This is a genomic window from Mesorhizobium sp. WSM4840 (assembly GCF_055811755.1).
Map to the genome: position 1 here is coordinate 43,429 of NZ_JBVVQD010000001.1, position 21,669 is coordinate 65,097.

Consider the following 21,669-nt stretch of genomic DNA (forward strand, 5'->3'; position numbering starts at 1 on the left):
CCGACACCATGGCGAGCGTCGTGAAAAAACCACCCGAATCGCGCTCAATCATGCGTTCGGCCGGTGAGATTCGCTCCTGTATTTTCGTCAGAGCTGCGGAACTTTTTTTCAGCCGCCCCGTTCCAACCTGTGGCTGGGTCTGTCCTGGCCGATGATTATCCAATGGTTGGCAAGAAAAAACGGAGCGGGGGGATGAGATTTGCGGCGGTGCTGAACCAGGAGGGCGGCACCCTGCGTACGATTGATCTTTCCGCCTTCACGGACCGGATGCGCCAGACGTTGGAGGCAGCAGGTCACTCCATCGATATCGACATCGTTGCCAGCAAGGACATCGTCGCAACGCTGGACCGCATCGCTTCGAAGCACAGCGTCGACATTGTGCTGGCCGGCGGCGGCGACGGCACCATTTCGGCCGCGGCGGCTCGGTTGATGGGCAGGAAGAAGGCACTTGCCATTTTACCGGCTGGCACGATGAACCTGTTCGCGCGCGGGCTCGGCATTCCACAGACCCTGGACGCGGCCGTGAAATCTTTTGCCGACGGCGAGGTGATCGCAGTCGATATGGCAACCGCCAACGGTAAGCCATTCGTGCATCAGTTCTCGATCGGCATGCATGCCAGGATGGTTCAGCTTCGCCAGACCATGGAATTTGGCTCGCGGTTGGGAAAGATGCGGGCTTCAGTGAAGGCTGCCTGGGCGGCGATCAACAACCCGTCGGCAATGAAGGTGACGCTGACCATCGGCGAAGCCGAGATCGTGACGCGCACCACCGGCATCGGCGTCACTAACAATCTGTTCGGTGAGGGTCACCTGCCCTATGCCGACAATCCCGCCGGCGGCGTGCTCGGCATCTATGTCACGGTGGCGCGGCGACGTGGCGAACTGGTCAGGGTCCTCTTCGACATGGCGCGCGGCAAATGGCGCGACAGTGAACATGTGGAAATCCACCAGGCTGACCGGGCCGTTTTGAAAGTCCACTCGGCTGCGAAGAAGTTCCGCGCCGTCATGGACGGCGAACTGGTCAGGCTTGACCGCGAAACGACGATCGAAATTCATCCTGGCGCGCTGAACGTTCTCGTCCCGGCGCGCGCCGTCCAAGCGAAGGCCGCGTGATGCAGCCCGGCATAGTCGATTGGACAGCTTCAGCCTTTGGGAATCTCGCCCTGTTCGTCCCTGGGAAGCTCGCCCTGTTCGGTTGTCGACCTCTTGTCTATCATGTTGCCGTAAATCTCCGCGATGCCCCAGGCGATAAACGCCAACAGCAGCGCGGCGATCAAGATACGGAAAGTATGCCACCCCCAGCGTCCCTGGCGGGCTTTGTCTTCAGGAACGATCCTGGGCATGATCGGCCTCCATTTCGTTGGGCGCCGGCATGTCGTTTAGCGCCGGCAAGTCGTTTGGCGCTGGCGGACGCAGCTGACAAAACGTGGTTGGGTAACGGTTCCTCAAGGCGAAGGTTCCGGTTTCAGAGCCAGGCAACTGGCCTGGCGCGAATGGCTGCAAGCCGATACATTTGGGGGCCTTGTGGATAGCAGGGTAGTGAAAAAGCCGAATCTGCCGGTCGATGTCCTTAGCGTGGTAAGGGCGCAGGACCGGCTTGCCGTACTGCACGGTCTCGATGCAATCGACACGGCGGCCGATCCTGACTTCGACCATATCAGCCGTCTTGCCGCCGCGGTGATGCAAACGCCTATCGCGCTCGTCACGCTGCTTGACGTCGAGCGGCAATGGTTCAAGTCCTGTGTCGGCCTGGATGAGACCGAGGCCGCGACAGATACATCTTTCTGCGCCCATGCCATTGCCGCCGGCGACGAGCCGATGGTGGTGACCGATGCGACCACGGATCTACGTTTCAACGCCAGCCCGCTGGTCACTGGCGAGCATCATGTCCGTTTCTATGCGGGTGCGGCGATTGTGGTGGCCGGCGCCCGGATCGGCACGCTCTGCGTGTTCGACCGGAAGCCGCGCGCGTCCCCGTCTGCCGCCCAGCTCGAACAATTGACGGCGCTCGCCAGCCTCGCCGCCAGCCTGTTCGCATTGAAGGACGCCACCCGCAACGGCGCCAGCGTCGCTGCGGCGCTGGCGCGCGAGGAAAAACGGCGCGGCATCGCGCTCGATGCCGCCTCGCTCGCAAGCTGGGCATGGGATATCCACACCGATGTGATCGAATGCGACGTCCGGTTGTCCGAACTGTTCGGCCTGCCGCGCTCGAATCGGCTGAGGGCGCGCGATATCCTTGCCGCCATCGACCCGCGTGATGTCTACCAGACCGAGACGCGCTTTCGTGACGCGCTGACCGGCGGCGACGATTATTTTGGCGAATACCGCATCAAGGGCTTCAGTCCGCCGCGCTGGCTCGCGACGCGCGGCCGTGTCATCGAGCGCGACGGCGACGGCAAGCCGACGCTGATCTTCGGCGTCAATTACGACATCACCGAACGCAAGCTCGGCGACGAGCGGCAACGGCTCTTGCTGCGCGAGCTGAACCATCGCGTCAAGAACACGCTGGCGACCGTGCAGGCGCTGGCGACGCAGACCGTTCGCCATGCCCGCCAGCCGAGCGAGTTCCTTGAAGCCTTCAGCGCCAGGCTTCAGGCGCTGGGCGCCGCCCACAGCCTGCTGTCCGACCGCGAGTGGCGCGGCATTGGCATCCGCGAACTCGTGCAGATCGAGGTCAAGCCGTTCGATACCGCCGAACAGCCGCGCATGACGATCTCAGGCGCCGATCTGCTGCTTTCGCCCGACCAGGCAGTCGGGCTCGGCCTGATCCTGCATGAACTGGCCAGCAACGCGTTGCAATACGGAGCGCTGTCGGCGGCTTCGGGCAAGGTCGATCTCGACTGGCAGGCACAGGGCCGGAAAGGCGCACGGCGCCTGGTGCTGACCTGGCGCGAAAGCGGCGGGCCTGAGGTTGCCTCGCCCGAACGCCACGGCTTCGGCTCGATCCTGATCCGCCGCAGCCTGGCCAAGGTCATCTCCAGCGAAGTGACCCACGAATTCCGGCCGGAAGGCGTGTTCGCCGAAATATCGATGCCGCTGGAGGATCTGCCGAAGTGACGGCCCGGCCATGATCCCGAACCGAAGGTCCGCGTCAGCGAAAGGTGGGAGCCCGGTTTTCGGATAAGATCATTGTCAAACAAGGAGAAGAATCGCTTCGAGCTATTTCGCTTCGCCGGCATCCGGATCGTCGGCATCGGGCTTGGTGTTCTCGCGGTAGATGGCGTAGGCGGCGAGTGCAATCGCCGGGCCGAGTATCGTGCCCAGGCCGCCTTTCCCCTTGAGTAGCGCCGGCAGTACGGCGAGCGCGGCCGTGATGCCGACCGCCTTCATGTCGGCATTGCGCCTCCGCGCCCGGCGTCGGGCGCGCGCGCCGGCCGACAGCTGATGGATGAGCAGGAGGAGCCCTGCGATCACCAGGAAGCCGACCCCGAACCCAAGGCAGGCTGCCATCGGCCCGTAGCGACCCGCCACCCAGATATAGGCCGCTCCGACGAGGAAACCGACGCCGCACAATGCAGCAAGTGCTGCGAGCGCATAGACGATTGCAGCCGTGCGCGCGCGGCGCACGGCTGCAGCGGCTTCACCCGAGACGAGGCCCGAGATCAACGATGCCAGCATTCCCATCTGGGCTGAGACTAGCGGCGCGCGAGAAGCGCGAACAGAAAGCCGACGCCTGCCGCGATTGCCAGCGACGTCACCGGCTTTTCGCGCACGCTCGCCACCACTTGCGCCTCGATGTCCTTGGCGTTGCTGCGCAGGGTATCGAAGGCTGCTTCGCCCTGGGCGCGCAATTGCTCGACACCTTCGGTCGCGGCGCGGCGGGCCGTCCCATAACCATGTTCGCCGGTCTTGGCCAATTGCTTGGTGAGTTTTTCGATATCGGCTTTCAATTGCCTGATGTCGGCCTCAAGATCCGATTCCGCCCGGCTTGCGTTCGCGGCCTTTCCTGCAGCAGTCGCCATTGCTTAACTCCTTGCTTGCTTGGCTCCAAACGCTCGATACACGCCAAGGTTCCGAAATCGGAATGAGGTCCATGAAAGGGTGTTTCCGCGTATGAGTCCAGCCCGACCCGAGCGTCCCGGGACCGGCGTCAGATCATCGGCCGGCGATCCTCGCTCAACCCTCCCAGCGAGTTGAGCTTTCGTTAAGGATCGAGATTTCCGTCATCTGCGACGGGCATGCCTTTAGATGACAGGATGCCAAATAACTTTAGATGACAGGAAGCCAAATAGAGATCATGACTCCTCTGTTCCCTGCGCTTCCCCTTTTCCCTGCGCCCCACGGAGACATTGCCACGTGCCCTTGCTTGACGGATTGCGGATTCTTGTTCTGGAGGATGAATTCCTGATCGCCATGGATGTCGAGCAGCTTTGCCGCGACTACGGCGCCGGCAACGTGATCATCGCCCGCGATCTGGGTGAGATCGATCGGAAGAGCGTTGCCTCGCAATTCGACGCAGCCATCGTCGATCTCATGCTGGGCGGCGCTTCGACACTCGATTTCGCTTCGCGGCTGCGCGAATCGGGCGTGCCTTTCGTCTTCGCCTCGGGCTATTCCGACATGGACGAAATCAAGGTGTCCTTTCCCGATATCAGATTGGTCACCAAGCCTTATTCGGGAGACGATCTCGTGCAGGCAGTGGCGGCGGCGTGCGGGCGCGGCCCTCTTGTTTGATGCCCGGAAACCGGGACCGATATTACCGGGGGCCTATATTGCCGAGAGTCAGTATTCAGGCGGCGTTCGACCCCGTCACCTGAGCCGATATCGCATCCGGCCCAAACTCGTCATCGCCGGAAATCTTCAAGATTTCCTGCAGCCGCGTGCGGGCGCGGCTGACGCGGCTCTTGATCGTTCCGACCGCACAGCCGCAAATCTCAGCAGCTTCCTCGTAGGAAAAACCCGAAGCGCCGATGAGAATGATGGCTTCGCGCTGGTCCTCGGGCAATTGCTCGAGCGCGCTACGAAAGTCCTTGAGGTCAAGCTGACCGTGCTGGGCCGGATGAACGGCTAGCCTGGCTGTCATGATGCCGTCGCTGTCCTGCACCTCGCGGCCGCGCTTGCGCATCTGCGAATAGAATTCGTTGCGCAGGATGGTGAACAGCCATGCCTTGAGATTGGTGCCCGGCTCGAAGCTTTCATGCTTGTCCCAGGCCTTCACCAGCGTTTCCTGCACCAGATCGTCGGCCTTGTCGGCGTTTTGCGTCAGCGACACGGCAAAGGCCCGCAGGCTCGGAATCGAGCCGAGCAGATCCGTCTTGAAGCTCTGGGAGACGGCCGCCATGCCTCAGTCCTTTTTCCGTGCAGGCTGGGCCTGTTCCAACTGGCTGAGCAATTGGGCGAAGCGATCCGGCACATTGTCGGAGACCAGCTCGTCGTAATATTGCTTGAGTTTGCGGCCGATTTCCGAATTTGGCCCGAGCGGGTCGCCGGAAGCTGCCCGGCGCCTGTTTGCAGCGCCAGCCGTGGTATCTTTCGTCATGTCTTCATTTCGCCCTTTGTTCCCAGCACCCTGCCGCCCTTCAATACACGATGCAAAGCAGGCGGTCCCCTCGTCTGGTTGCCCGTCCCGACCTCAAACGCCGTCCTCTTACATTAGTTCCAAACCATCGGAACTTTTTCGGAAAGCCGGCGTTTATGCTTTCAGGGTTTATTTTCGGGGCTTGTAATCACCTTGGCCTGCAATCTATGCAATTACGTCGGAGGGAGACGTCCATCATGAGCCTATCCGCAACCATCGCTCCGCACCTGCCGTTCCTGCGCCGCTTCTCGCGAGCCGTTTCCGGATCGCAGGAGAGTGGCGACGCGCTGGTCGCCGCGATGCTCGAAGCCATCATCGCCGACATCGACATCTTTCCGGACGCGTCGAACGACCGCATCGCGCTCTACAAAGTCTTCGCCAGGCTGTTCACCTCGGTCGCCATCCGCGTTCCGCAAGAACACCCGCAGTCGGCGTGGGAACAGCGCGCCGCCGCCAATCTGAACGCGATCTCACCCCGCCCCCGCCAAGCCTTCCTGCTGGTCGCCGTCGAAGGTTTCAGCGAAGACGAGGCGGCGGAGATTCTCGACGTCGACGATCAGGAGTTCTCCGAACTTCTCGCCGAGGCCAGCAACGAGATTTCCCGCCAGGTGGCAACCGATGTGCTGATCATCGAGGACGAGCCGCTGATCGCCATGGACATCGAGCAAATGGTCGAAAGCCTCGGCCATCGCGTCGTCGGAACTGCGCGTACCCACGCCGAGGCGGTGGCGATGTTCACAAAGACGCGGCCGAAGATGGTGCTGGCCGACATCCAGCTTGCCGACGGCAGCTCGGGCATCGAAGCGGTGAACGAGATCCTGTCGTCCACGCCGGTGCCGGTGATCTTCATCACCGCCTTTCCCGAGCGCCTCCTGACCGGCGAGCGGCCGGAGCCGGCCTTCCTCGTCACCAAGCCGTTCAATCCGGATATGGTCAAGGCCCTGATCAGCCAGGCGCTGTTCTTCGACCGGCATGCGAAAGCCGCTGCATAGGACCGGGCAGGCCCAGCCTCGCGCTGCCCGTTCCACGGATCGCCCGTTTTCCCACTGATCGAATGATGCTGGCCGCTTGCGGCTGGCAAACGTCACTTGCGCCTCGAACTTCCCCCTGCGCATGGCGATTCAATTCGGGCCGGAAAGATTTCCAGGGATCGTCTTTTTCGGGAAATGGTGGAACAAACGGTAGCGAAAGACGTTTTTGCCGTACCATTTGAAGGAGATGGATCATGCTTTACTGGGCGCTCGTATTTCTCGTCGTCGCGATCATTGCAGGCGCTCTTGGTTTCGGCGGTATCGCCGGCACCTCGGCCGGTATAGCGCAGATACTGTTTTTCATTTTTCTCGCTTTCCTGATCATTTCGCTTATCGCGGGCTTGTTCAAACGCGCGTCGTGAACTGCGATCGAACACTGGGAGCCGCACCCCTCAAGCGGTTTCCAGCTACCGCCGGGCGGAGTCCTTACCGGACGTCGCTCGGCGGACCTCTTTTGGGAACCCATTTTTCCGTCAGCCGTTCAGCCTGCATTGGGCGGGTGAACTGAACAATGCAACCCAGAGCCGGAGACATGAAAGACAGCGGACGGAGCGATGAGATCATCGCTTTGCAGTCCGCTGAGAGTGGAATGCAGCTTGGCCGGGCCCTTCTCCATGCGCTGCACAATGCCGGCATTTCGGTTCTCTATCAGGATCGCGAGATGAAAACCGTCTGGGCCCGCAACATGCGCCCGCCATGGGCTTCCGATACGACCGACAGCAACGGCATCCTGCCGCTGGCGCAGGCGGAGCGTATCGGTGCGGCCAAACGCAATGTCGTCGCATCCGGCAATCCGGAACATCTTGAGCTCAGCATTCCCGCCGACGATGGCGTTCGCTGGTTCCAAATATGGGTAGACGCGGATCACGACGACGGCGGCGCCGTGCAGGGCGTCGTCACCACCATGGTCGAAACGACCGAGCAGAAACGTCGCGAGCAGACCCTGAAGACGCTGCTGCGCGAGGTCAGCCACCGCTCAAAGAACCTTTTGGCAATCATCCAGAGCATCGCCACCCAGACCAGCCGTTATTCGGACACGCTCGGTGATTTCCTGACACGCTTTCGCGGCCGGCTGCAGTCGCTTGCCTCATCCCAGGACCTGGTGACCTCGTCGAACTGGCGGGGAGCGGCACTACGCGAACTGGTGTCCGGACAGGTCGGCCGCTATGGAGCCGACCCTGTGCGCAGCTTGCGTTTCCAGGGTGCAAATCCCTACCTCAACCCCAATGCCGCCCTGCATATCGGCTTGGCCATGCACGAGCTTACCGTCAATTCGGTCAGCTACGGCGCTCTGTCGCGAGCCGACGGATTCGTCGAGGTGACGGCCGATCTGACGGCCGCTTCCGCTGGCGAGACCGCACTGTCGCTGACATGGGCCGAAGCCATCGGAGCCAACGACAATCAGCCCAGTGAGAAGCGCTTTGGCAGCGTCGCGCTGGAGCGCGTCGTGCCTGCGTCGTTGAACGGTACGGCGACACTTGAAATCACCGGGGACCGTCTCGAATATCGTCTTGTCGTTCCTCGCGGCAATTTCGAGACGGATTGAACGGACAGCAGCCGAGCCCAAGAGAGCCGGGGCCAAGAGGGCTGGGGATCGATACCGGCCGCGCCGGCTTAACCATCTGTTCACCATAAAGTCCGATGCTGTTTTTCCCAGACACCGCTCCGCATGACGTTTTCGATCGCAGTTGCTGCGCAGTACGGGAGGAATGGCTTTGACGGTTGCCGACATCAACAGGCTGGAACAGGCCGCGCGCGTTTCGATGGGCGGGTTTCAGGATCTCGAAGCATCCGCGATGCCGTCGCCCCGTACTTCCCTCCCGACCCCGGCGTCGCCGCGATCGGGCTGGCTGCAGTGGTCGTCCTGGTCGCCGCGTTCCAGTTGATCTAATGCATGTCGCGCGAAAGCATGCCCTCGGGCCTGACCCGAGGGTGTGCAGCGGTTTTGCGATAACGACATGCATAAATACAATTTAAAGCGTCGGACCCAAAGTGGCCGGCGGCTTGTGCTTGCCTCATGTCGACCTGTTCTCCAATCAGTCGCGCCAGCCTGCATGGCAGGAACTTTGACGGATGTGGCCCGTTCTTATGGCCGGAGGACCGTCGCCATGGAACACATCGCTGCCGTGTTGCTGGTCATTGGCTGTTCGAACGCGATGACCGAGTGTCGCGAACTGCCCGTATCGGTGAGCGTTTTCGAAACCGCTCAGGAATGCACCGCCGCGCGGCCCTTTGCCTTGCTTTGCCTTGAGCGATTTGCAGGGTCAGGCTCCGCGCATAATTGCCAAATGCCTTTCCGTCGATCCGGCACTTGAGGATGATTACGACCAGATCGGCTGGAATGTGCGTCCGGACGGCACGCTCGACGCGTCCGTGGAGATTTCCAATCTTGAGGTTGCCTCGAACGGCGCGCGCCCCGAAAAAGATTCCCTTAGCCAACAATGAAATCGAGCAGGCAAAACGCTTTTTCGCATGATACATGACGGGTAGAGCTACAAGTGAGGACAAAAAGGCGAGGAGTGACCCTATGCGGAAGATGATTATTGCCATGGTTGCCGTGATCGCAGCCAGCGGTTGCAGCACCACTGAGAAGGATGTCGCCGTCGGCGCCGGTGTCGGCGCTCTGGCCGGCGGCCTGATTGATGGCGGCAAGGGTGCGCTCGTCGGCGCAGCCATCGGTGCCGGTACCGGCCTGCTGGTGCGCAACCTGCGCAATGGCTATTGCCAGTACCGCGACAACCGTGGCCGTCTGTTTACGGCTCGCTGTTGATCCGTTTCAAACGCATGAAGCAATAGAAGCGGAGACCGGACGAGCCGGTCTCTGTTTACTTGCGCCTTCGAAAACGGTCGGTTTGCGGCAGCGTTTCAGTCCGACAGTGGAATCCTGATTTCCACGCTCAACCCGCCATCGTGAAAATCGCGATTGATCGTACCGCGCAATTCGCGCGTGACGTTCAGATCGATCAGCTTGGTGCCAAAACCGGTTTTGACAGGTGGTTCGAGCTTCTTCTGGCCGGCTTCGCGCCAGTTGAGGACCAGCGTCCGGTCGCTCCTGCGGCCCTCGACCGACCAGTCGACCTTGAGTGACCACTCGCCCGTTCTAGCATTGACCGAATTGCCGGTTTCGCCATATTTCAGCGCGTTCGTTGCCAGTTCATGAAAGGTCAGGCCGAGCGCTTGCGTCGTCGTCTCGTCGAGCAACACCTCTGGCCCCGACAATATCCCCTCGGGAAGCTCCTTGCCGAACACCTGGCCAAGTTCGATGCGCAAGAGATCGCCGAGATCGGCCTTCTGCCAGCGCGAGCGCGTCAGCATGTCCTGGGAAGCCGCCATCGCTTGCAGCCGGGCCGAAAAAGAGGACGAGAACTCGTGGACGTCGGTGGCGTGCGACGCCGTCTGGCGCGCGATCGCCAGCACCCGCGTAATCGAGTTCTTGATGCGGTGCTTCATCTCCTGCAGCATCAGGTCTTTTTCGAGCAGGCTTTTTTCCGTCGTTTCATGAAGCAGCGAGACCGCGTCATAGGCCCGCTCCTGATAGCGGGCCACCAGCGCGATGGTTCCCGCAAGCAGCAGCCCGAACAGGCCGAGCATCACCGGAATGGCGCGCGAGGAGGGTTGCGAGAATGCGCTTGTCGGTCTGAACAGGACGGTCCATGGACGTCCGGCGATGGTGATCTCGCGAGAAACCACCAGCCTGTCACCGAAGCTCGACGCCGGCGGCGTTTCCGACTGGAACAAAAGATGGTCGGCATCCACCTTGCCGTCATAGATTTCGATGTTCACCGGCAGCAGCGGCGTTCGGCTGAGCGCGGTCTGGAACAGATCGCGGGCGCGGAAGGCCGCATAAAGAAAGCCTGATGTCGAGGATCTGGACGCATCGATGCCGTCCTGGGCGGTTTCGACGTTGAGCCGCACGAAGACCAGGAAGCCGGTGAAGGTCTGCGCAGCACCTGTTTCCTGGCCCAGCTGCACGCGCCCGCTCGCGTGCTGCTGGTTGTCGGCCATCGCCCTTTCGATCGCCTCGCGCCGCACCGGTTCGGTGAACATGTCGTAGCCGATGCTGGATTGATTGGAAGGATCCAGCGGCTCGAACAGCGTGATGGGCGTACGCCATGGCAGCGTTGTCGTAGCCGGATAGATCGCATCGCTGGCGCCATAGTCGTGCAGGATGGCACGCTCGACAGCTGCCTCGTCGCCGGCTCTCACCAGCCGGAGAAAGCCGATACCGCGCAGGCCGGTAAAATTGTCGTTGATACCAAGCGCTTCGAAGAACGCCTTGAACTCGCCCCGCGAAATGCCACCATTGCGCGCCTCGAACAGCGCATGGGTCGATCGCAGCAGCGACAGATGCAGGTCGATGCGGCTGTCGATCCGGTTGAGCGCGTCGTCCGCCGTCGCCTCGAACTTGATGCGCGCTGCTTCCTGCGTGGCGAAATAGGCGAATCCCGCCATCGTCAGGCTGATCAGCGCGACGGCGATGAAAGCGACGATCGGGAAGAACTTCTTCAAGTTGCTGCTGCGGCCCATGGTTCCCCATCTTATGGGCAAGTCCCCGTGGCAACACAATGGCGCGGCCAAACCATCATGACGACTGGCATATCACATGACAGGTATTTGACGCTTCAGGCGGCGATCTTCAGTGCACCTGGGCCCGGAATGGCACCGGGCGGGCACTTGCCCAAAATGATCATGCCGAGCACCTCGTCCTGGGTCACGTCGCTGGTGCGCGCCGTGCCGACGACCCGACCATTCTTCATCACGCAGACGCGGTCGGCAAGCTCGAACACATCGTGGATGTCGTGGCTGATCAGGAAGATGCCGATGCCGTCGGCCTTGAGCTGCATGACCAGTTCGCCGACCTGCGCCGTTTCCTGCGGTCCCAATGCCGCCGTCGGCTCATCCATGATCAGGATTCGGGCGTTGAACAGGATGGCTCGCGCGATTGCCACCGACTGCCGCTGGCCGCCCGAAAGCTTGACCACCGGCTCCTTGAAGCGCTGGAAACGGGGATTGAGCCTGCCCATCACCTTGCGCGCCTCAGCCTCCATGGCGCCGTCGTCGAGCGTGCCCCAGCCGGTCATCAGCTCGCGGCCGAGGAAGAGATTGGCGGCGGCGTCGACATTGTCGGCGAGCGCCAGCGTCTGGTAGATCGTCTCGATGCCGTATTTCTTGGCGTCGCGCGGATTGGAGATCGAAGCCTCTTCGCCATTGACGAAGATCTGGCCCGAATCGCGCTTGTAGGCGCCGGACAGGATCTTGATCAGCGTCGACTTGCCGGCGCCGTTGTGGCCAAGCAGTGCCACGACCTCGCCCGGGAAAAGGTCGATCGACGCATCGTCGACAGCACGAATGCCGCCAAAGGCAATCGAAATGTTGCGCATATCGATCAGTGGCGTGGGCGCAGTTGTGTCAGCCATGATCGTTCCTCCCTATGGTTTTTGCTTGAGCACGGTCTCGTCGAAACCGGCGTCCAATTTTCGCTGACGCGGCGCTTCGGCTCGGGATCATGCTCAGACCCGCTTGCGGTAGACGGTGTCGAGCCAAACGGCGACGACCAGGACGGCGCCGACGACGACGCTCTGAAGCGGTGAATCGATGCCGAGCAACACCATGCCGGACTGCAGCGACTGCATCAGAAGTGCGCCCAGCATCGCGCCGAGCACCGTGCCGGAGCCGCCGACCAGCGACGTACCGCCAATGACCGCAGCCGCGATGACCAAGAGCTCGTCCAGCGTACCCAGCGCATTGGTCGACGCATTGAGGCGGGCCGACGCAATCGCCGCGCTGATCGCGGCCAGCACGCCCATGATCATGAACACCTTCATGGTCACCCAGCGCGTGTTGATGCCGGCGAGTTCGGCCGCTTCCGGATTGCCGCCAATGGCGAAGACATAGCGGCCGAAACGGGTGCGCCTGGTGATGAAGGTCATGACGATGCCGACTGCGACCGCGATCAGCACCGGTATGGCGATGCCATGGGCGATGAACAGGCCGCCTTCGGGAACGGTGATGCCGGTCCGCTGAGCGTACTGGCGAACGATGCCGATCGGCCAGGGGTAGGAATTGGCGATCCAGACGGCGCCAAGGATGGCGGCGCAGGCGAAAACACCAAGCAAGCTCTCCGCCCAGACCGGGCGCAGCGGGAATTTGAACCGCTTGCGCTGTGACCGGCCGTTGAGCAGCATCAAGGCGACGGCCACACAGGCGAGAATGCCGACGATCCAGCTTGCGGTTGCCCCGATCGAGCCACGCGGCCCGCCACCCATGAGCTGGAATGTGGCGTCGAGCGGCGCGACGGTGCGCCCGCTCGTCATCAGCCACGCCATGCCGCGCCAGATCAGCAGGCCGCCCAGCGTCACGATGAAGGCCGGAACCTCGAGATAGGCGATGATGAAGCCCTGGAGCGCGCCGATCATGAGGCCGAGCGCTACGCCGGCAGCCAGTGCGATGATCCATATCCAGGGATTTCCAAGCTGGAAGCCCATGACCCGGATGAGGAATTCGGCCTGCGCGACGCCCATCACCATGCCGATCACACCTTCGACGGAGCCGACCGAAAGATCGATGTTGCGCATCACGATGACCAGCACCATGCCGGTCGCCATGATCGCGACCGAGGAGGTCTGCACCGACAGGTTCCAGAGATTGCGCGGCGTAAGGAAGAGCCCGCCCGACAGGATGTGGATTCCAACCCAGATGACCAGCAGCGCGCCGACCATGCCGAGCATGCGTATGTCGAGCTCGGTTGCCTTGAGGAAGCGGCCGACGGGGCTGAGCTCGGATTCACGCGCCCGATCGGCAGCTGTATCGGCGGCCGGCGTGTTGGAAGTCGTGTCGGTCATGATGTCCTCCCACCGGGTTGCCGTCTGCCGCGGATGCCGGAAGCAGCTTGGAAGTTAGCCGCGAGAAGCGGAAAAACAATTCTTTCTGAAAAAACGCCGCGGCGTGAAGCCGCGGCGTTTCAGGCTTCTTGCGAAGGCCGGATCAGTTGCAGACCGGGACGGTGCCCGCTGCCACGCCGGCGCAGACCTCTTCCTTCTTGATCCAGCCCGCGTCGATGACGACGTTGAGATTGTCCTTGGTGATGGCAATCGGCGTCAGGAACAGCGACTTGACGACATTGCCGCCCGGCGTGGCGAAGTCCTTGACGCCCGCAATGTCTGTCATCTGCTTGGCGTCGGCCAGCTGCGAGGCGATCTCGGCAGCGTTCTTGCCGAGCTCGCGCGCGTCTTTCCATACTGATACGGTCTGCGTGCCGAGCGCGATACGGTTCAGCGCGGCATGGTCGCCGTCCTGGCCCGACACCGGGACGGATCCGGCCAAGCCTTGCGCCGTCAGCGCCGCGACGACGCCACCAGCGGTGCCGTCATTGGCAGCAACCACGGCATCGACCTTGTTGTCGTTGGCGGTCAGGAACTGTTCCATGTTCTTCTGAGCGTTGGCGGGAAGCCAGCCGTCCGTATAGGCCTCGCCGACATTCTTGATCTTGCCGCTGTCGATCGCGTCCTTGAGCACTTCCATGGAGCCGGCGAACAGAAAATCGGCATTCGGATCGGCGCCCGAGCCCTTGATGAAGACGTAATTGCCTTCCGGCGCCACCTTGAACACTTCGCGGGCCTGCATGCGGCCGACTTCCTGGTTGTCGAAGGTCAGATAGAACACGTCCTTGTTCTCGATCAGCCGGTCATAGCCGACGACCGGAATGCCTTCGTCCAGCGCCTTCTGCACCGCCGGCCCGATGGCCGAGGCATCCTGCGCAAGGATGATCAGCGCGTTGGCGCCCTGCGAGATCAGGCTCTCGACATCGGTCAGCTGCTTGCCGGGATTGGACTGTGCATCGGCGGAAATATACTTGTCGCCGGCGGCCTCGATCGCCGACTTCATGGCGGCTTCGTCGGTCTTCCAACGCTCTTCCTGGAAGTTCGACCACGAAACGCCAATGACCTTGTCCTTGGCCTGTGCGACCGACGCGAGCGTCAGCGACATGGCGACCCCCGCCAGAATGGCGGCTGTGAATCTCTTCATGATTTTCCTCCCTGCGCCGCGTACGGCGCGACCAACTGGCCCGAAGGCCGGCACAAAGGCTCCTATTTTTTCGAGCCTCGAAAAAATACTGGTCCAACGCCGAAGCACTGTCAACACCAATTCTGATGGATTTTGTTGGCCTGCCGGCTTTTTTTCGAGCCTCGGAATAAACAATGACAGGCCCTTCTGCTTCTGCCAGTATTTGTCGGACATTACTGACGGCTTCCGGTTCATGAGCGGCCGCGGCAATAGGGAGGAAGCAAAAAAATGTCGGTTGGAATCCGCCATGACGATTTGCGCCGGCGCAACCGGGCGATGGTGATTTCGGCCGTACGCCGGGCCGGCCAGCCGTCACGGACCGAGATCGCAGCAACCACCGGCCTCAGTCATTCGACCATATCGGCGATTTCTTCCGACCTGATCCAGGAAGGCATCCTGACCGAGAGCAAGGCGAGCGAGACCGTTTCGATGAAACGCGGCCGACCGCAGGTCGGCCTCAGCCTCAAACCGGAAGCCGCTGCGGTATTGGCGGTCGTGTTGTCGCTGAATTTCCTGTCGGTCGCTGTCATCGATTATGCCGGACAGGTGGTCGCCGAGGAACAGCGCCGGCTGGACACGCTGACCATGTCGCGCGACGAGCTGATCGACGAATGTGTCGCCATCGTGCGGCGCCGGATCGAAGACCCCGACCTCGACGTCCAAAGCGTCGCCCGCATCGCGCTGGCGATCCAGGGCATCACCGATTCGCATGCGCGCGCCATGTTGTGGTCGCCGATCACGCCGCAGACGAACATCGCCTTCGCCGACATTCTGGAACGCGAGTTCGGCATCCCGGCCATCATGGAGAACGACTGCAACATGATGGCCGTGGCGCTGCGCTGGCGCGACCCGGATCGCTATCGCGACGATTTCATCGCCATCCTGCTCTCGCACGGCATCGGTATGGGGCTGGTGCTGAAGGGCGAACTGTTCACCGGCACCCATTCCTCGGGCGGCGAATTCGGCCACATGATTCATCGGCCGGGCGGCGCGCTTTGCCGCTGCGGGCGGCGCGGCTGCGTCGAGGCCTATGCCGGCAACTACGCCATCTGGCGCAACGCAAGGCAATTGAGCGAGAACGCAGAGCCGGTCGCCGATGTCAGCGACGCCGAGATGCGGGCACTGGCGGCCCGGGCGCGCCAGACGGACGGACCGGAGCGCGAAGCCTACCGCAAGGCCGGCGAAGCGCTCGGCTTCGGGCTTGGCAGCCTGTTCGCGCTGATCGATCCGGCGCCGGTCGCCATGGTCGGCGCCAGCGCTGCCGCCTTCGACCTGATCGAGCCGGCCCTGCGCGAGGCCATCGCCCAGACCGCCGGCGGCCAGCATTCGGGTTCGATTTCCTTCGACACCGAGACGAACGAGCTGCCGCTGATCCGCGAAGGCTGCGCCTTGCGAGCGCTGAGCTTCGTCGACCAGGAGATTTTCGCGCCGGGCGCGCAAGGGAAGTCCGGCACGATCAGGAAGGACGTGGCGTGAGTCCGAAGGCAAGGAACAAAGGCGGAATGCGACTTGGGGATGTGTTGAGATTCAGGTCAGGCCGCGCCGGGCTCGAAGACGGGCGCGAAGCGACCAGACTGGGCGAGTTCCGAGAACCGGAACGGAGCGTACTTTTGGGTAAGTACCGGAAGCGCAGGAAATCGCCGGTCGCAGGCCGGCATCACCTGAATATCAGCTAGTCTTCCCTGATCGCATAGCCCGCACCGCGGATGGTGCGGATGACATCGGGCATGCGCCCATTGTTGACCGCCTTGCGCAACCGGCCGACATGGACGTCCACCGTGCGCTCGTCGATGTAGATCGTCTCGCCCCAGACATTATCGAGCAACTGGCTGCGCGAGAAGACCCGACCTGGGTGCCGCATCATGAATTCGAGCAGCCGGAATTCGGTCGGCCCGAGCCGGATCTCGCTCTTCTTGCGATAGACCCTGTGCGATTCGCGATCGAGCATGATGTCGCCGACCTTCAGCACGCTGGACAGCACTTCGGGCTTGGCGCGGCGCAGCAGCGCCTTGATCCTGGCCATGAATTCCGGTGTCGAGAACGGCTTGACCAGGTAGTCGTCGGCCCCTGTCGAGAGGCCGCGCACCCGGTCGCTCTCCTCGCCGCGTGCGGTCAGCATGATGATCGGCAGCCGCTCGGTTTCGGGGCGCATCCGAAGGCGTCGGCAAAGCTCGATGCCGGAAACCGCCGGCACCATCCAGTCGAGCACCAGAAGATCGGGCACGTTTTCCTGCAGCCGGATTTCGGCCTCGTCGCCGCGCGTCACCACCTCGACCTGATAGCCTTCGGATTCCAGATTGTAGCGGAGGAGGACGCCCAGCGGCTCTTCGTCCTCCACCACCATGATGCGTGGCGCGATCATCGACCGGTCACCCCCGTCATGTCGCCGGCGCCGACATCGTCGTTTCGTCGAGCTTCGGGCGATCCGCCGGCAATTGCTGCCCGGTCACGACATAGTAGGCGTTTTCGGCGATGTTGGTGACGTGATCGCCGATACGCTCGAGATTCTTGGCGCAGAACAGAAGATGCGTGCAGGCGGTGATGTTGCGCGGATCCTCCATCATGTAGGTCAGGAGTTCGCGAAAAACCGCCGTGTATTTCACGTCGATCTTCTGGTCGTCGGCGCGCAGTTCTTTCAACGCGCCGGCATTGCGCGACACATAGTGCTCGACCACGCCGCGGAGCTGCACAAGAACGAGATCCGCCATCGCGTCGATACCGTGCGAGAGATTACGCGGCGTGGCGCTCTGCCCGACTGCGCTGACCCGCTTGGCTATGTTCTTGGCCAGGTCGCCGATGCGCTCGAGATCGCCGGCCATGCGGATTGCGCCAACCACGGCGCGCAGATCTTGCGCCATCGGCTGCCGCTTGGCGATCAGCGTGATCGCACTATCGTCGAGTTCGCGCTGCCGCGCATCCATGATGGCGTCGTCCGAGACGACGCGCTGCGCCATCGCATTGTCTGATGCAAGCAACGCGCGGATCGAGGCTGCGACCATCGCGGCGGCGAGCTCGTCCATATCGCGGATCAGCCTGTCGATGTGCTCCAGTTCCTCGTCGAAAGATGCGACGGTGTGTTCACCCATGATACTGTCCTCGTGTTCGAAATTCGCCGCCGGACCGCTCAGCCGAACCGGCCGGTGATGTAGTCCTGGGTGCGCTTGTCGTCGGGGTTGGTGAACATCTTGTCGGTCGCGCCCTCCTCGACCAGATAGCCGAGATGGAACATCGCCGTGCGTTGCGACACGCGCGCTGCCTGCTGCATCGAATGGGTGACGATGACGATCGTGTAGTTCTGGCGCAGTTCGTCAATCAGTTCCTCGACGCGGGCGGTGGCGATCGGATCGAGCGCCGAACAGGGCTCGTCCATCAGGATCACTTCCGGCGATACGGCGATGGCGCGCGCGATGCACAGGCGCTGCTGCTGTCCGCCGGAGAGACCGGTACCCGACTCGAGCAGGCGATCCTTGACCTCGTTGAACAGGCCGGCCTTCTTCAGGCTCGATTCAACGATGCCGTCCAACTCGGCCTTGCTCCTGGCCAGGCCGTGAATGCGCGGACCGTAGGCGACGTTTTCATAGATCGACTTCGGAAACGGGTTCGGCTTCTGGAATACCATGCCGACGCGGGCTCGCAGCTCGACGACATCGATCTTCGGGTCGTAGACATCCTCGCCGTCGAGCGTGATCTTGCCGCTCACCCGCGCGATATCGATGGTGTCGTTCATTCGGTTCAGGCACCGCAGGAAGGTCGACTTGCCACAGCCCGATGGGCCGATCAACGCCGTCACCTGGTTCTCGCGGACATCGAGATCCACGTCGAACAGAGCTCGCTTCTCGCCGTAATGAACAGAGACCTTGTCGCCCTTCATCTTGATCGAAGGGGCGATGGTTCCGCTGCTCAGTTTCTGTTCGACGCCGGCTTCCGTCATGATGTTCATATCCTCTACTCCTTACCAGCGCCGCTCGAAGCGCCTGCGCAGTATCACCGCGATGGCATTCATGATGACCAAAAAAAGCAGCAAAATCAAAATCGCCGCCGAAGTCTTCTGCTGGAACCCGGCTTCCGGGAAATCCGCCCACATGAATATCTGCACCGGCAGGATCGTCGCGGGATCGGTGAAGCCGCCGGGAATGTCGACGATGAAGGCGACCATGCCGATCATCAGCAGCGGCGCGGTTTCACCCAGCGCATGCGCCATTCCGAGGATGGTGCCGGTCATGATACCCGGCATCGCCAGCGGCAGGACGTGATGGAATACGGTCTGGACCTTGGACGCTCCGATGCCAAGCGCCGCCTCGCGGATCGACGGCGGCACGGCGCGCAGCGAAGCGCGTGAGGCGATAATGATGATCGGCAGGGTCATCAGCGCCAGCACCATGCCGCCGACCACCGGGGCTGAGCGCGGCATGCCGAAGAAATTCAGGAATACGGCAAGTCCAAGCAGGCCGAAGACGATCGAAGGCACCGCCGCCAGATTGTTGATATTCACTTCGATGATCGTCGTCAGCCGGTTCTTGGGGGCAAATTCCTCAAGATAGATCGCCGCCGAAACGCCGATCGGGAAGGCGATGGCGAGCGTAACGATCATGGTCAGGAACGATCCGACGACCGCGCCCCAGACACCGGCCAGTTCCGGCTCGCGGCTTGCGCCGGTGAAGAAGAAGATCGAGTTGAACCGGCTTTCGATCAGGCCGGCGCTCTTCAGCGTGTCGAGCCAGACGATCATCTTGTCGGAAATCTTTCGCGATGCTTCCGGCGTGTCGATGACGCGCAGGAATGCCTGGCCGCTCGCGGCGGGCGCCGTGCTGTCTAGCGCCTCGATCACCGTGCCCTTTGCGACCGCCGTCCCGTTGGCCCCAGGCGACAGCGCGGTCAGCTTGACCGTACCGCCATTGAACGCGACCAGCAGCGACGACGCGCCGCTCGTCAGCGTGAGCATACCGTTTTCGCCCTCGGTCGCACCATTGCCACGCGCCAGCGTCAGCATGGCGTCGTCGCCGAAGGTCAGATCGATGTCGCCGCTGGTTTCCGAAGGGGTGACGCTTGTCGAAATCGCTTCGTCCGAACCGACGTCGGCAAGCAACCCCTTGAGATAAAGGTCGGCAAAATCGTCAAGTGGAACCGCATAGTCCACCGTTCCTCCGAGCATCCCCGGATCAGCCGCAATATCTTTGCGCAGGAAGACGCCTGTGCCGGTGGAAATCAGTCCGCGCAGCAGGCGCTTGTCCTGACGGCTCGTCACATCAGGAAATTTTGCCGTAAGCGCTTCCTGAGCGATGGCGTCGTAGTTGGCGGCGTCGAGTTTCGCCGGGTCGACCTTGGCCGCCGAAAGATCGATCGGCAGCGTCAGATAGTTCTGCCGCAGCGCCGGGATCGCCTGCGTGACGATCGTCGACAGGAGCAGCACAAGAAATAAGCCGGCCAACGCGACGGCTGCGGCGCCAAGCCATTTGAACCACGTTTCAGTGCGGTAACGACCCTTCAGCCGCGCCTTCGCGGCATCGTCGGTATGAACGCTGACCGGCCGCCGGCCGGCGCCGAATGACGCGATCGCATCAGTCATATTGCTCTCGGTATTTCTGGACGACGCGCAAAGCGACGATGTTGAGGGTAAGCGTGATGCAGAACAGCACCAGGCCGAGTGCGAAGGCTGCAAGCGTCTTGGCGCTGTCGAATTCCTGATCGCCCACAAGCAGCGTCACGATCTGCACCGTCACGGTGGTGACCGCTTCGAGCGGGTTGGCCGTGAGGTTTGCCGCCAGGCCCGCCGCCATAACCACAATCATTGTTTCACCAATTGCGCGGCTGACGGCGAGCAGCATCGCCGAAACGATGCCCGGAAGGGCAGCGGGAAGGACCACCTTGCGGATGGTTTCCGACTTGGTCGCGCCGAGGCCGGCGGAACCGTCTCGCAGGGATTGTGGAACGGCATTGATCACATCATCGGAAAGCGAGGAAACGAAGGGAATGATCATGATACCCATGACCACGCCTGCCGCGAGCGCGGATTCGGACGCGACGCTGAGGCCCAGGCTTTCGCCCATACCGCGGAAGTAGGGCGCAACCGTCAGCGCGGCGAAGAAGCCGTAGACGACGGTCGGAATGCCGGCGAGGATTTCCAGTACCGGCTTTGCCACCGCGCGGACGCTTTTGGAGGCGTAATCCGAAAGGTAGATCGCAGCCATCAGCCCGATAGGTGCGGCCACCAGCATAGCGATGAAGGTGATGAGCAACGTGCCGGCAAAGAGCGGCACCGCGCCAAAAATGTCCTGGTTGACCGCCCCGGCTTCCGTCCCCGCACCAGTGAAGGCGCTCTGCGGCGACCAGTGCGTGCCGAACAGGAACTTATAGAACGGCACCTGTTGGAAGAACCGCAGGGATTCGAAGATAAGCGACAGGACGATACCGATCGTCGTCAGGATTGCGACCACCGAACAGGCGATCAAGAATGCGCGAAGAACGCGCTCGACCACGTGGCGCGCCCGGTAGGCTTGGGCGATGCGCGAATAGGCCCAGTAAAATCCGGACGCGGAAAGCACGAACGCGACGGCCCAGATGATCCAGGTGCTGGTCGTATGGATCGATTTGTAGACGGCCGCGGCTGCCTCTTTCGTCGGATCGGCGAAGCCGACAAGCCCGCCAAAGGCCATCGCGCGAGCGTCGCGGATGAAAGCTTCGACCTGCGGAACGCCCATTCCCGACAACTCGGAGGAGAAGCGGTCGGCAATGATCGACGATTCAATTCCCGGCGTCACCAGCGACCACAACACGATCGCAAGCAGCGCGGGACCGGCAGCAAAAAGCGCCAGAAACATGCCATGTTGGCCAGGCAGCGAATGCAATCGCGCGACGTCGCCGTTGACACTGGCAATTGCGCGTGTCCGGCCGATCCAATAGGCCGCAGCGGCCAGACCTAACAGTAGAATAACGAGATAACCGACCATTCAGGACGTCCCCTCGACCGCCGGTCATTCACCGGCTCAAAGCACGGGACCTTGGTCCCGCGCTTTGGGCTTTTAGAGCATGAGGGGTCAGAGCGGATATGCGCCCTGA

The 21,669-nt window shown here is 62.1% G+C and carries 23 protein-coding genes; 9 read left to right on the plus strand and 14 right to left on the minus strand.

Annotated features, from left to right (window positions below; translation table 11 throughout):
- The first annotated feature begins 192 nt into the window (after positions 1–192).
- Positions 193–1,113, plus strand: a complete 921-nt coding sequence (locus AC0L3I_RS00225) for a diacylglycerol/lipid kinase family protein (protein WP_473525579.1) — start codon at positions 193–195, stop codon at positions 1,111–1,113.
- Positions 1,114–1,142: 29 nt separating this feature from the next.
- Here AC0L3I_RS00225 and AC0L3I_RS00230 read toward each other — a convergent pair whose 3' ends face one another.
- Positions 1,143–1,343, minus strand: a complete 201-nt coding sequence (locus AC0L3I_RS00230) for a hypothetical protein (RefSeq protein WP_473486921.1) — start codon at positions 1,341–1,343, stop codon at positions 1,143–1,145.
- A gap of 196 nt (positions 1,344–1,539) precedes the next feature.
- Between AC0L3I_RS00230 and AC0L3I_RS00235 the strand changes: the two genes are divergently transcribed.
- Positions 1,540–3,057: a sensor histidine kinase gene (locus AC0L3I_RS00235; protein WP_473525580.1), complete on the plus strand. Its 1,518-nt coding sequence runs from the start codon at positions 1,540–1,542 to the stop codon at positions 3,055–3,057.
- Between the two features lie 102 nt (positions 3,058–3,159).
- On the opposite strand, the gene AC0L3I_RS00240 is transcribed toward AC0L3I_RS00235, so the two are convergent.
- The gene (locus AC0L3I_RS00240) at positions 3,160–3,624 is read right to left on the minus strand and encodes a hypothetical protein (protein ID WP_473525581.1); all 465 of its coding nucleotides are present in this window, start codon (positions 3,622–3,624) and stop codon (positions 3,160–3,162) included.
- A gap of 11 nt (positions 3,625–3,635) precedes the next feature.
- Positions 3,636–3,962 carry an ElaB/YgaM/YqjD family protein gene (locus tag AC0L3I_RS00245; protein WP_473525582.1) on the minus strand — a complete coding sequence of 109 codons (327 nt, stop codon included), beginning with the start codon at positions 3,960–3,962 and terminating at the stop codon, positions 3,636–3,638.
- 340 nt (positions 3,963–4,302) lie between these two features.
- Between AC0L3I_RS00245 and AC0L3I_RS00250 the strand changes: the two genes are divergently transcribed.
- Entirely contained in the window at positions 4,303–4,674 is a 372-nt protein-coding gene (locus tag AC0L3I_RS00250) for a response regulator (protein WP_473525978.1), read from the plus strand.
- A gap of 55 nt (positions 4,675–4,729) precedes the next feature.
- On the opposite strand, the gene AC0L3I_RS00255 is transcribed toward AC0L3I_RS00250, so the two are convergent.
- Positions 4,730–5,281 (minus strand): RNA polymerase sigma factor, encoded by a 552-nt coding sequence (locus AC0L3I_RS00255; protein ID WP_029348707.1) that lies wholly within the window; start codon positions 5,279–5,281, stop codon positions 4,730–4,732.
- 3 nt (positions 5,282–5,284) lie between these two features.
- Positions 5,285–5,479, minus strand: a complete 195-nt coding sequence (locus AC0L3I_RS00260; protein WP_029348708.1) for a NepR family anti-sigma factor — start codon at positions 5,477–5,479, stop codon at positions 5,285–5,287.
- 236 nt (positions 5,480–5,715) lie between these two features.
- Here AC0L3I_RS00260 and AC0L3I_RS00265 point away from each other — a divergent pair, with 236 nt between their 5' ends.
- The 5 genes from AC0L3I_RS00265 to AC0L3I_RS00285 all read left to right on the plus strand — a co-directional run bounded on the left by AC0L3I_RS00265 (position 5,716) and on the right by AC0L3I_RS00285 (position 9,319).
- Positions 5,716–6,510, plus strand: a complete 795-nt coding sequence (locus AC0L3I_RS00265) for a response regulator (RefSeq protein WP_258121726.1) — start codon at positions 5,716–5,718, stop codon at positions 6,508–6,510.
- Positions 6,511–6,743: 233 nt separating this feature from the next.
- Positions 6,744–6,911: a DUF1328 domain-containing protein gene (locus AC0L3I_RS00270; RefSeq protein WP_023797107.1), complete on the plus strand. Its 168-nt coding sequence runs from the start codon at positions 6,744–6,746 to the stop codon at positions 6,909–6,911.
- A gap of 149 nt (positions 6,912–7,060) precedes the next feature.
- Entirely contained in the window at positions 7,061–8,095 is a 1,035-nt protein-coding gene (locus AC0L3I_RS00275) for a sensor histidine kinase (RefSeq protein WP_473525583.1), read from the plus strand.
- Positions 8,096–8,796: 701 nt separating this feature from the next.
- Positions 8,797–8,994, plus strand: coding sequence for a hypothetical protein (locus AC0L3I_RS00280; RefSeq protein WP_473525584.1), 198 nt, complete (start codon positions 8,797–8,799; stop codon positions 8,992–8,994).
- A gap of 82 nt (positions 8,995–9,076) precedes the next feature.
- Positions 9,077–9,319 carry a YMGG-like glycine zipper-containing protein gene (locus AC0L3I_RS00285; protein WP_473525585.1) on the plus strand — a complete coding sequence of 81 codons (243 nt, stop codon included), beginning with the start codon at positions 9,077–9,079 and terminating at the stop codon, positions 9,317–9,319.
- A gap of 95 nt (positions 9,320–9,414) precedes the next feature.
- Here AC0L3I_RS00285 and AC0L3I_RS00290 read toward each other — a convergent pair whose 3' ends face one another.
- From AC0L3I_RS00290 to xylF, 4 genes are all read right to left on the minus strand, one after another.
- On the minus strand, positions 9,415–11,058 hold the full coding sequence (locus AC0L3I_RS00290; protein ID WP_473525979.1) for a CHASE domain-containing protein: 1,644 nt from the start codon (positions 11,056–11,058) through the stop codon (positions 9,415–9,417).
- 113 nt (positions 11,059–11,171) lie between these two features.
- Positions 11,172–11,966, minus strand: a complete 795-nt coding sequence (locus AC0L3I_RS00295) for an ATP-binding cassette domain-containing protein (protein WP_065007457.1) — start codon at positions 11,964–11,966, stop codon at positions 11,172–11,174.
- Between the two features lie 93 nt (positions 11,967–12,059).
- Positions 12,060–13,391 carry a sugar ABC transporter permease gene (locus AC0L3I_RS00300; RefSeq protein ID WP_473525586.1) on the minus strand — a complete coding sequence of 444 codons (1,332 nt, stop codon included), beginning with the start codon at positions 13,389–13,391 and terminating at the stop codon, positions 12,060–12,062.
- A 142-nt stretch (positions 13,392–13,533) separates the two neighbouring features.
- Positions 13,534–14,574: a D-xylose ABC transporter substrate-binding protein gene (gene xylF / locus AC0L3I_RS00305; protein ID WP_473525587.1), complete on the minus strand. Its 1,041-nt coding sequence runs from the start codon at positions 14,572–14,574 to the stop codon at positions 13,534–13,536.
- A gap of 267 nt (positions 14,575–14,841) precedes the next feature.
- Here xylF and AC0L3I_RS00310 point away from each other — a divergent pair, with 267 nt between their 5' ends.
- The gene (locus AC0L3I_RS00310; RefSeq protein ID WP_473525588.1) at positions 14,842–16,089 is read left to right on the plus strand and encodes an ROK family protein; all 1,248 of its coding nucleotides are present in this window, start codon (positions 14,842–14,844) and stop codon (positions 16,087–16,089) included.
- Positions 16,090–16,285: 196 nt separating this feature from the next.
- Here the strand turns inward: AC0L3I_RS00310 and phoB are convergent, their stop codons facing one another.
- Genes phoB through pstC form a run of 5 tightly spaced genes read right to left on the minus strand, consistent with a single transcriptional unit; the run spans position 16,286 to position 21,560 of the window.
- Positions 16,286–16,975, minus strand: a complete 690-nt coding sequence (phoB, locus tag AC0L3I_RS00315) for a phosphate regulon transcriptional regulator PhoB (RefSeq protein ID WP_123150227.1) — start codon at positions 16,973–16,975, stop codon at positions 16,286–16,288.
- Positions 16,976–16,991: 16 nt separating this feature from the next.
- A complete protein-coding gene (gene phoU / locus AC0L3I_RS00320) occupies positions 16,992–17,699 on the minus strand; it encodes a phosphate signaling complex protein PhoU (RefSeq protein ID WP_123150226.1) in 708 nt (235 codons plus the stop codon).
- A gap of 38 nt (positions 17,700–17,737) precedes the next feature.
- Positions 17,738–18,553 (minus strand): phosphate ABC transporter ATP-binding protein PstB, encoded by an 816-nt coding sequence (gene pstB / locus AC0L3I_RS00325; RefSeq protein ID WP_473486931.1) that lies wholly within the window; start codon positions 18,551–18,553, stop codon positions 17,738–17,740.
- Positions 18,554–18,565: 12 nt separating this feature from the next.
- The gene (pstA, locus tag AC0L3I_RS00330; protein WP_473525589.1) at positions 18,566–20,179 is read right to left on the minus strand and encodes a phosphate ABC transporter permease PstA; all 1,614 of its coding nucleotides are present in this window, start codon (positions 20,177–20,179) and stop codon (positions 18,566–18,568) included.
- Complete coding sequence (gene pstC / locus AC0L3I_RS00335; protein WP_473525590.1) at positions 20,172–21,560, minus strand: phosphate ABC transporter permease subunit PstC; 1,389 nt, start codon at positions 21,558–21,560, stop codon at positions 20,172–20,174. Before pstC ends, pstA begins: the two co-directional genes overlap by 8 nt.
- Positions 21,561–21,669: the final 109 nt, after the last annotated feature.

Bases quoted from the DNA above. Each gene is read 5' to 3' on its own strand.
- AC0L3I_RS00225 (WP_473525579.1), top strand. From the start codon at position 193: ATGAGATTTGCGGCGGTGCTGAACCAGGAGGGCGGCACCCTGCGTACG.
- AC0L3I_RS00230 (WP_473486921.1), bottom strand. From the start codon at position 1,343: ATGCCCAGGATCGTTCCTGAAGACAAAGCCCGCCAGGGACGCTGGGGG.
- AC0L3I_RS00240 (WP_473525581.1), bottom strand. From the start codon at position 3,624: ATGGGAATGCTGGCATCGTTGATCTCGGGCCTCGTCTCGGGTGAAGCC.
- AC0L3I_RS00245 (WP_473525582.1), bottom strand. From the start codon at position 3,962: ATGGCGACTGCTGCAGGAAAGGCCGCGAACGCAAGCCGGGCGGAATCG.
- AC0L3I_RS00255 (WP_029348707.1), bottom strand. From the start codon at position 5,281: ATGGCGGCCGTCTCCCAGAGCTTCAAGACGGATCTGCTCGGCTCGATT.
- AC0L3I_RS00260 (WP_029348708.1), bottom strand. From the start codon at position 5,479: ATGACGAAAGATACCACGGCTGGCGCTGCAAACAGGCGCCGGGCAGCT.
- AC0L3I_RS00265 (WP_258121726.1), top strand. From the start codon at position 5,716: ATGAGCCTATCCGCAACCATCGCTCCGCACCTGCCGTTCCTGCGCCGC.
- AC0L3I_RS00270 (WP_023797107.1), top strand. From the start codon at position 6,744: ATGCTTTACTGGGCGCTCGTATTTCTCGTCGTCGCGATCATTGCAGGC.
- AC0L3I_RS00275 (WP_473525583.1), top strand. From the start codon at position 7,061: ATGCAACCCAGAGCCGGAGACATGAAAGACAGCGGACGGAGCGATGAG.
- AC0L3I_RS00285 (WP_473525585.1), top strand. From the start codon at position 9,077: ATGCGGAAGATGATTATTGCCATGGTTGCCGTGATCGCAGCCAGCGGT.
- AC0L3I_RS00295 (WP_065007457.1), bottom strand. From the start codon at position 11,966: ATGGCTGACACAACTGCGCCCACGCCACTGATCGATATGCGCAACATT.
- AC0L3I_RS00300 (WP_473525586.1), bottom strand. From the start codon at position 13,391: ATGACCGACACGACTTCCAACACGCCGGCCGCCGATACAGCTGCCGAT.
- xylF (WP_473525587.1), bottom strand. From the start codon at position 14,574: ATGAAGAGATTCACAGCCGCCATTCTGGCGGGGGTCGCCATGTCGCTG.
- AC0L3I_RS00310 (WP_473525588.1), top strand. From the start codon at position 14,842: ATGTCGGTTGGAATCCGCCATGACGATTTGCGCCGGCGCAACCGGGCG.
- phoB (WP_123150227.1), bottom strand. From the start codon at position 16,975: ATGATCGCGCCACGCATCATGGTGGTGGAGGACGAAGAGCCGCTGGGC.
- phoU (WP_123150226.1), bottom strand. From the start codon at position 17,699: ATGGGTGAACACACCGTCGCATCTTTCGACGAGGAACTGGAGCACATC.
- pstB (WP_473486931.1), bottom strand. From the start codon at position 18,553: ATGAACATCATGACGGAAGCCGGCGTCGAACAGAAACTGAGCAGCGGA.
- pstA (WP_473525589.1), bottom strand. From the start codon at position 20,179: ATGACTGATGCGATCGCGTCATTCGGCGCCGGCCGGCGGCCGGTCAGC.
- pstC (WP_473525590.1), bottom strand. From the start codon at position 21,560: ATGGTCGGTTATCTCGTTATTCTACTGTTAGGTCTGGCCGCTGCGGCC.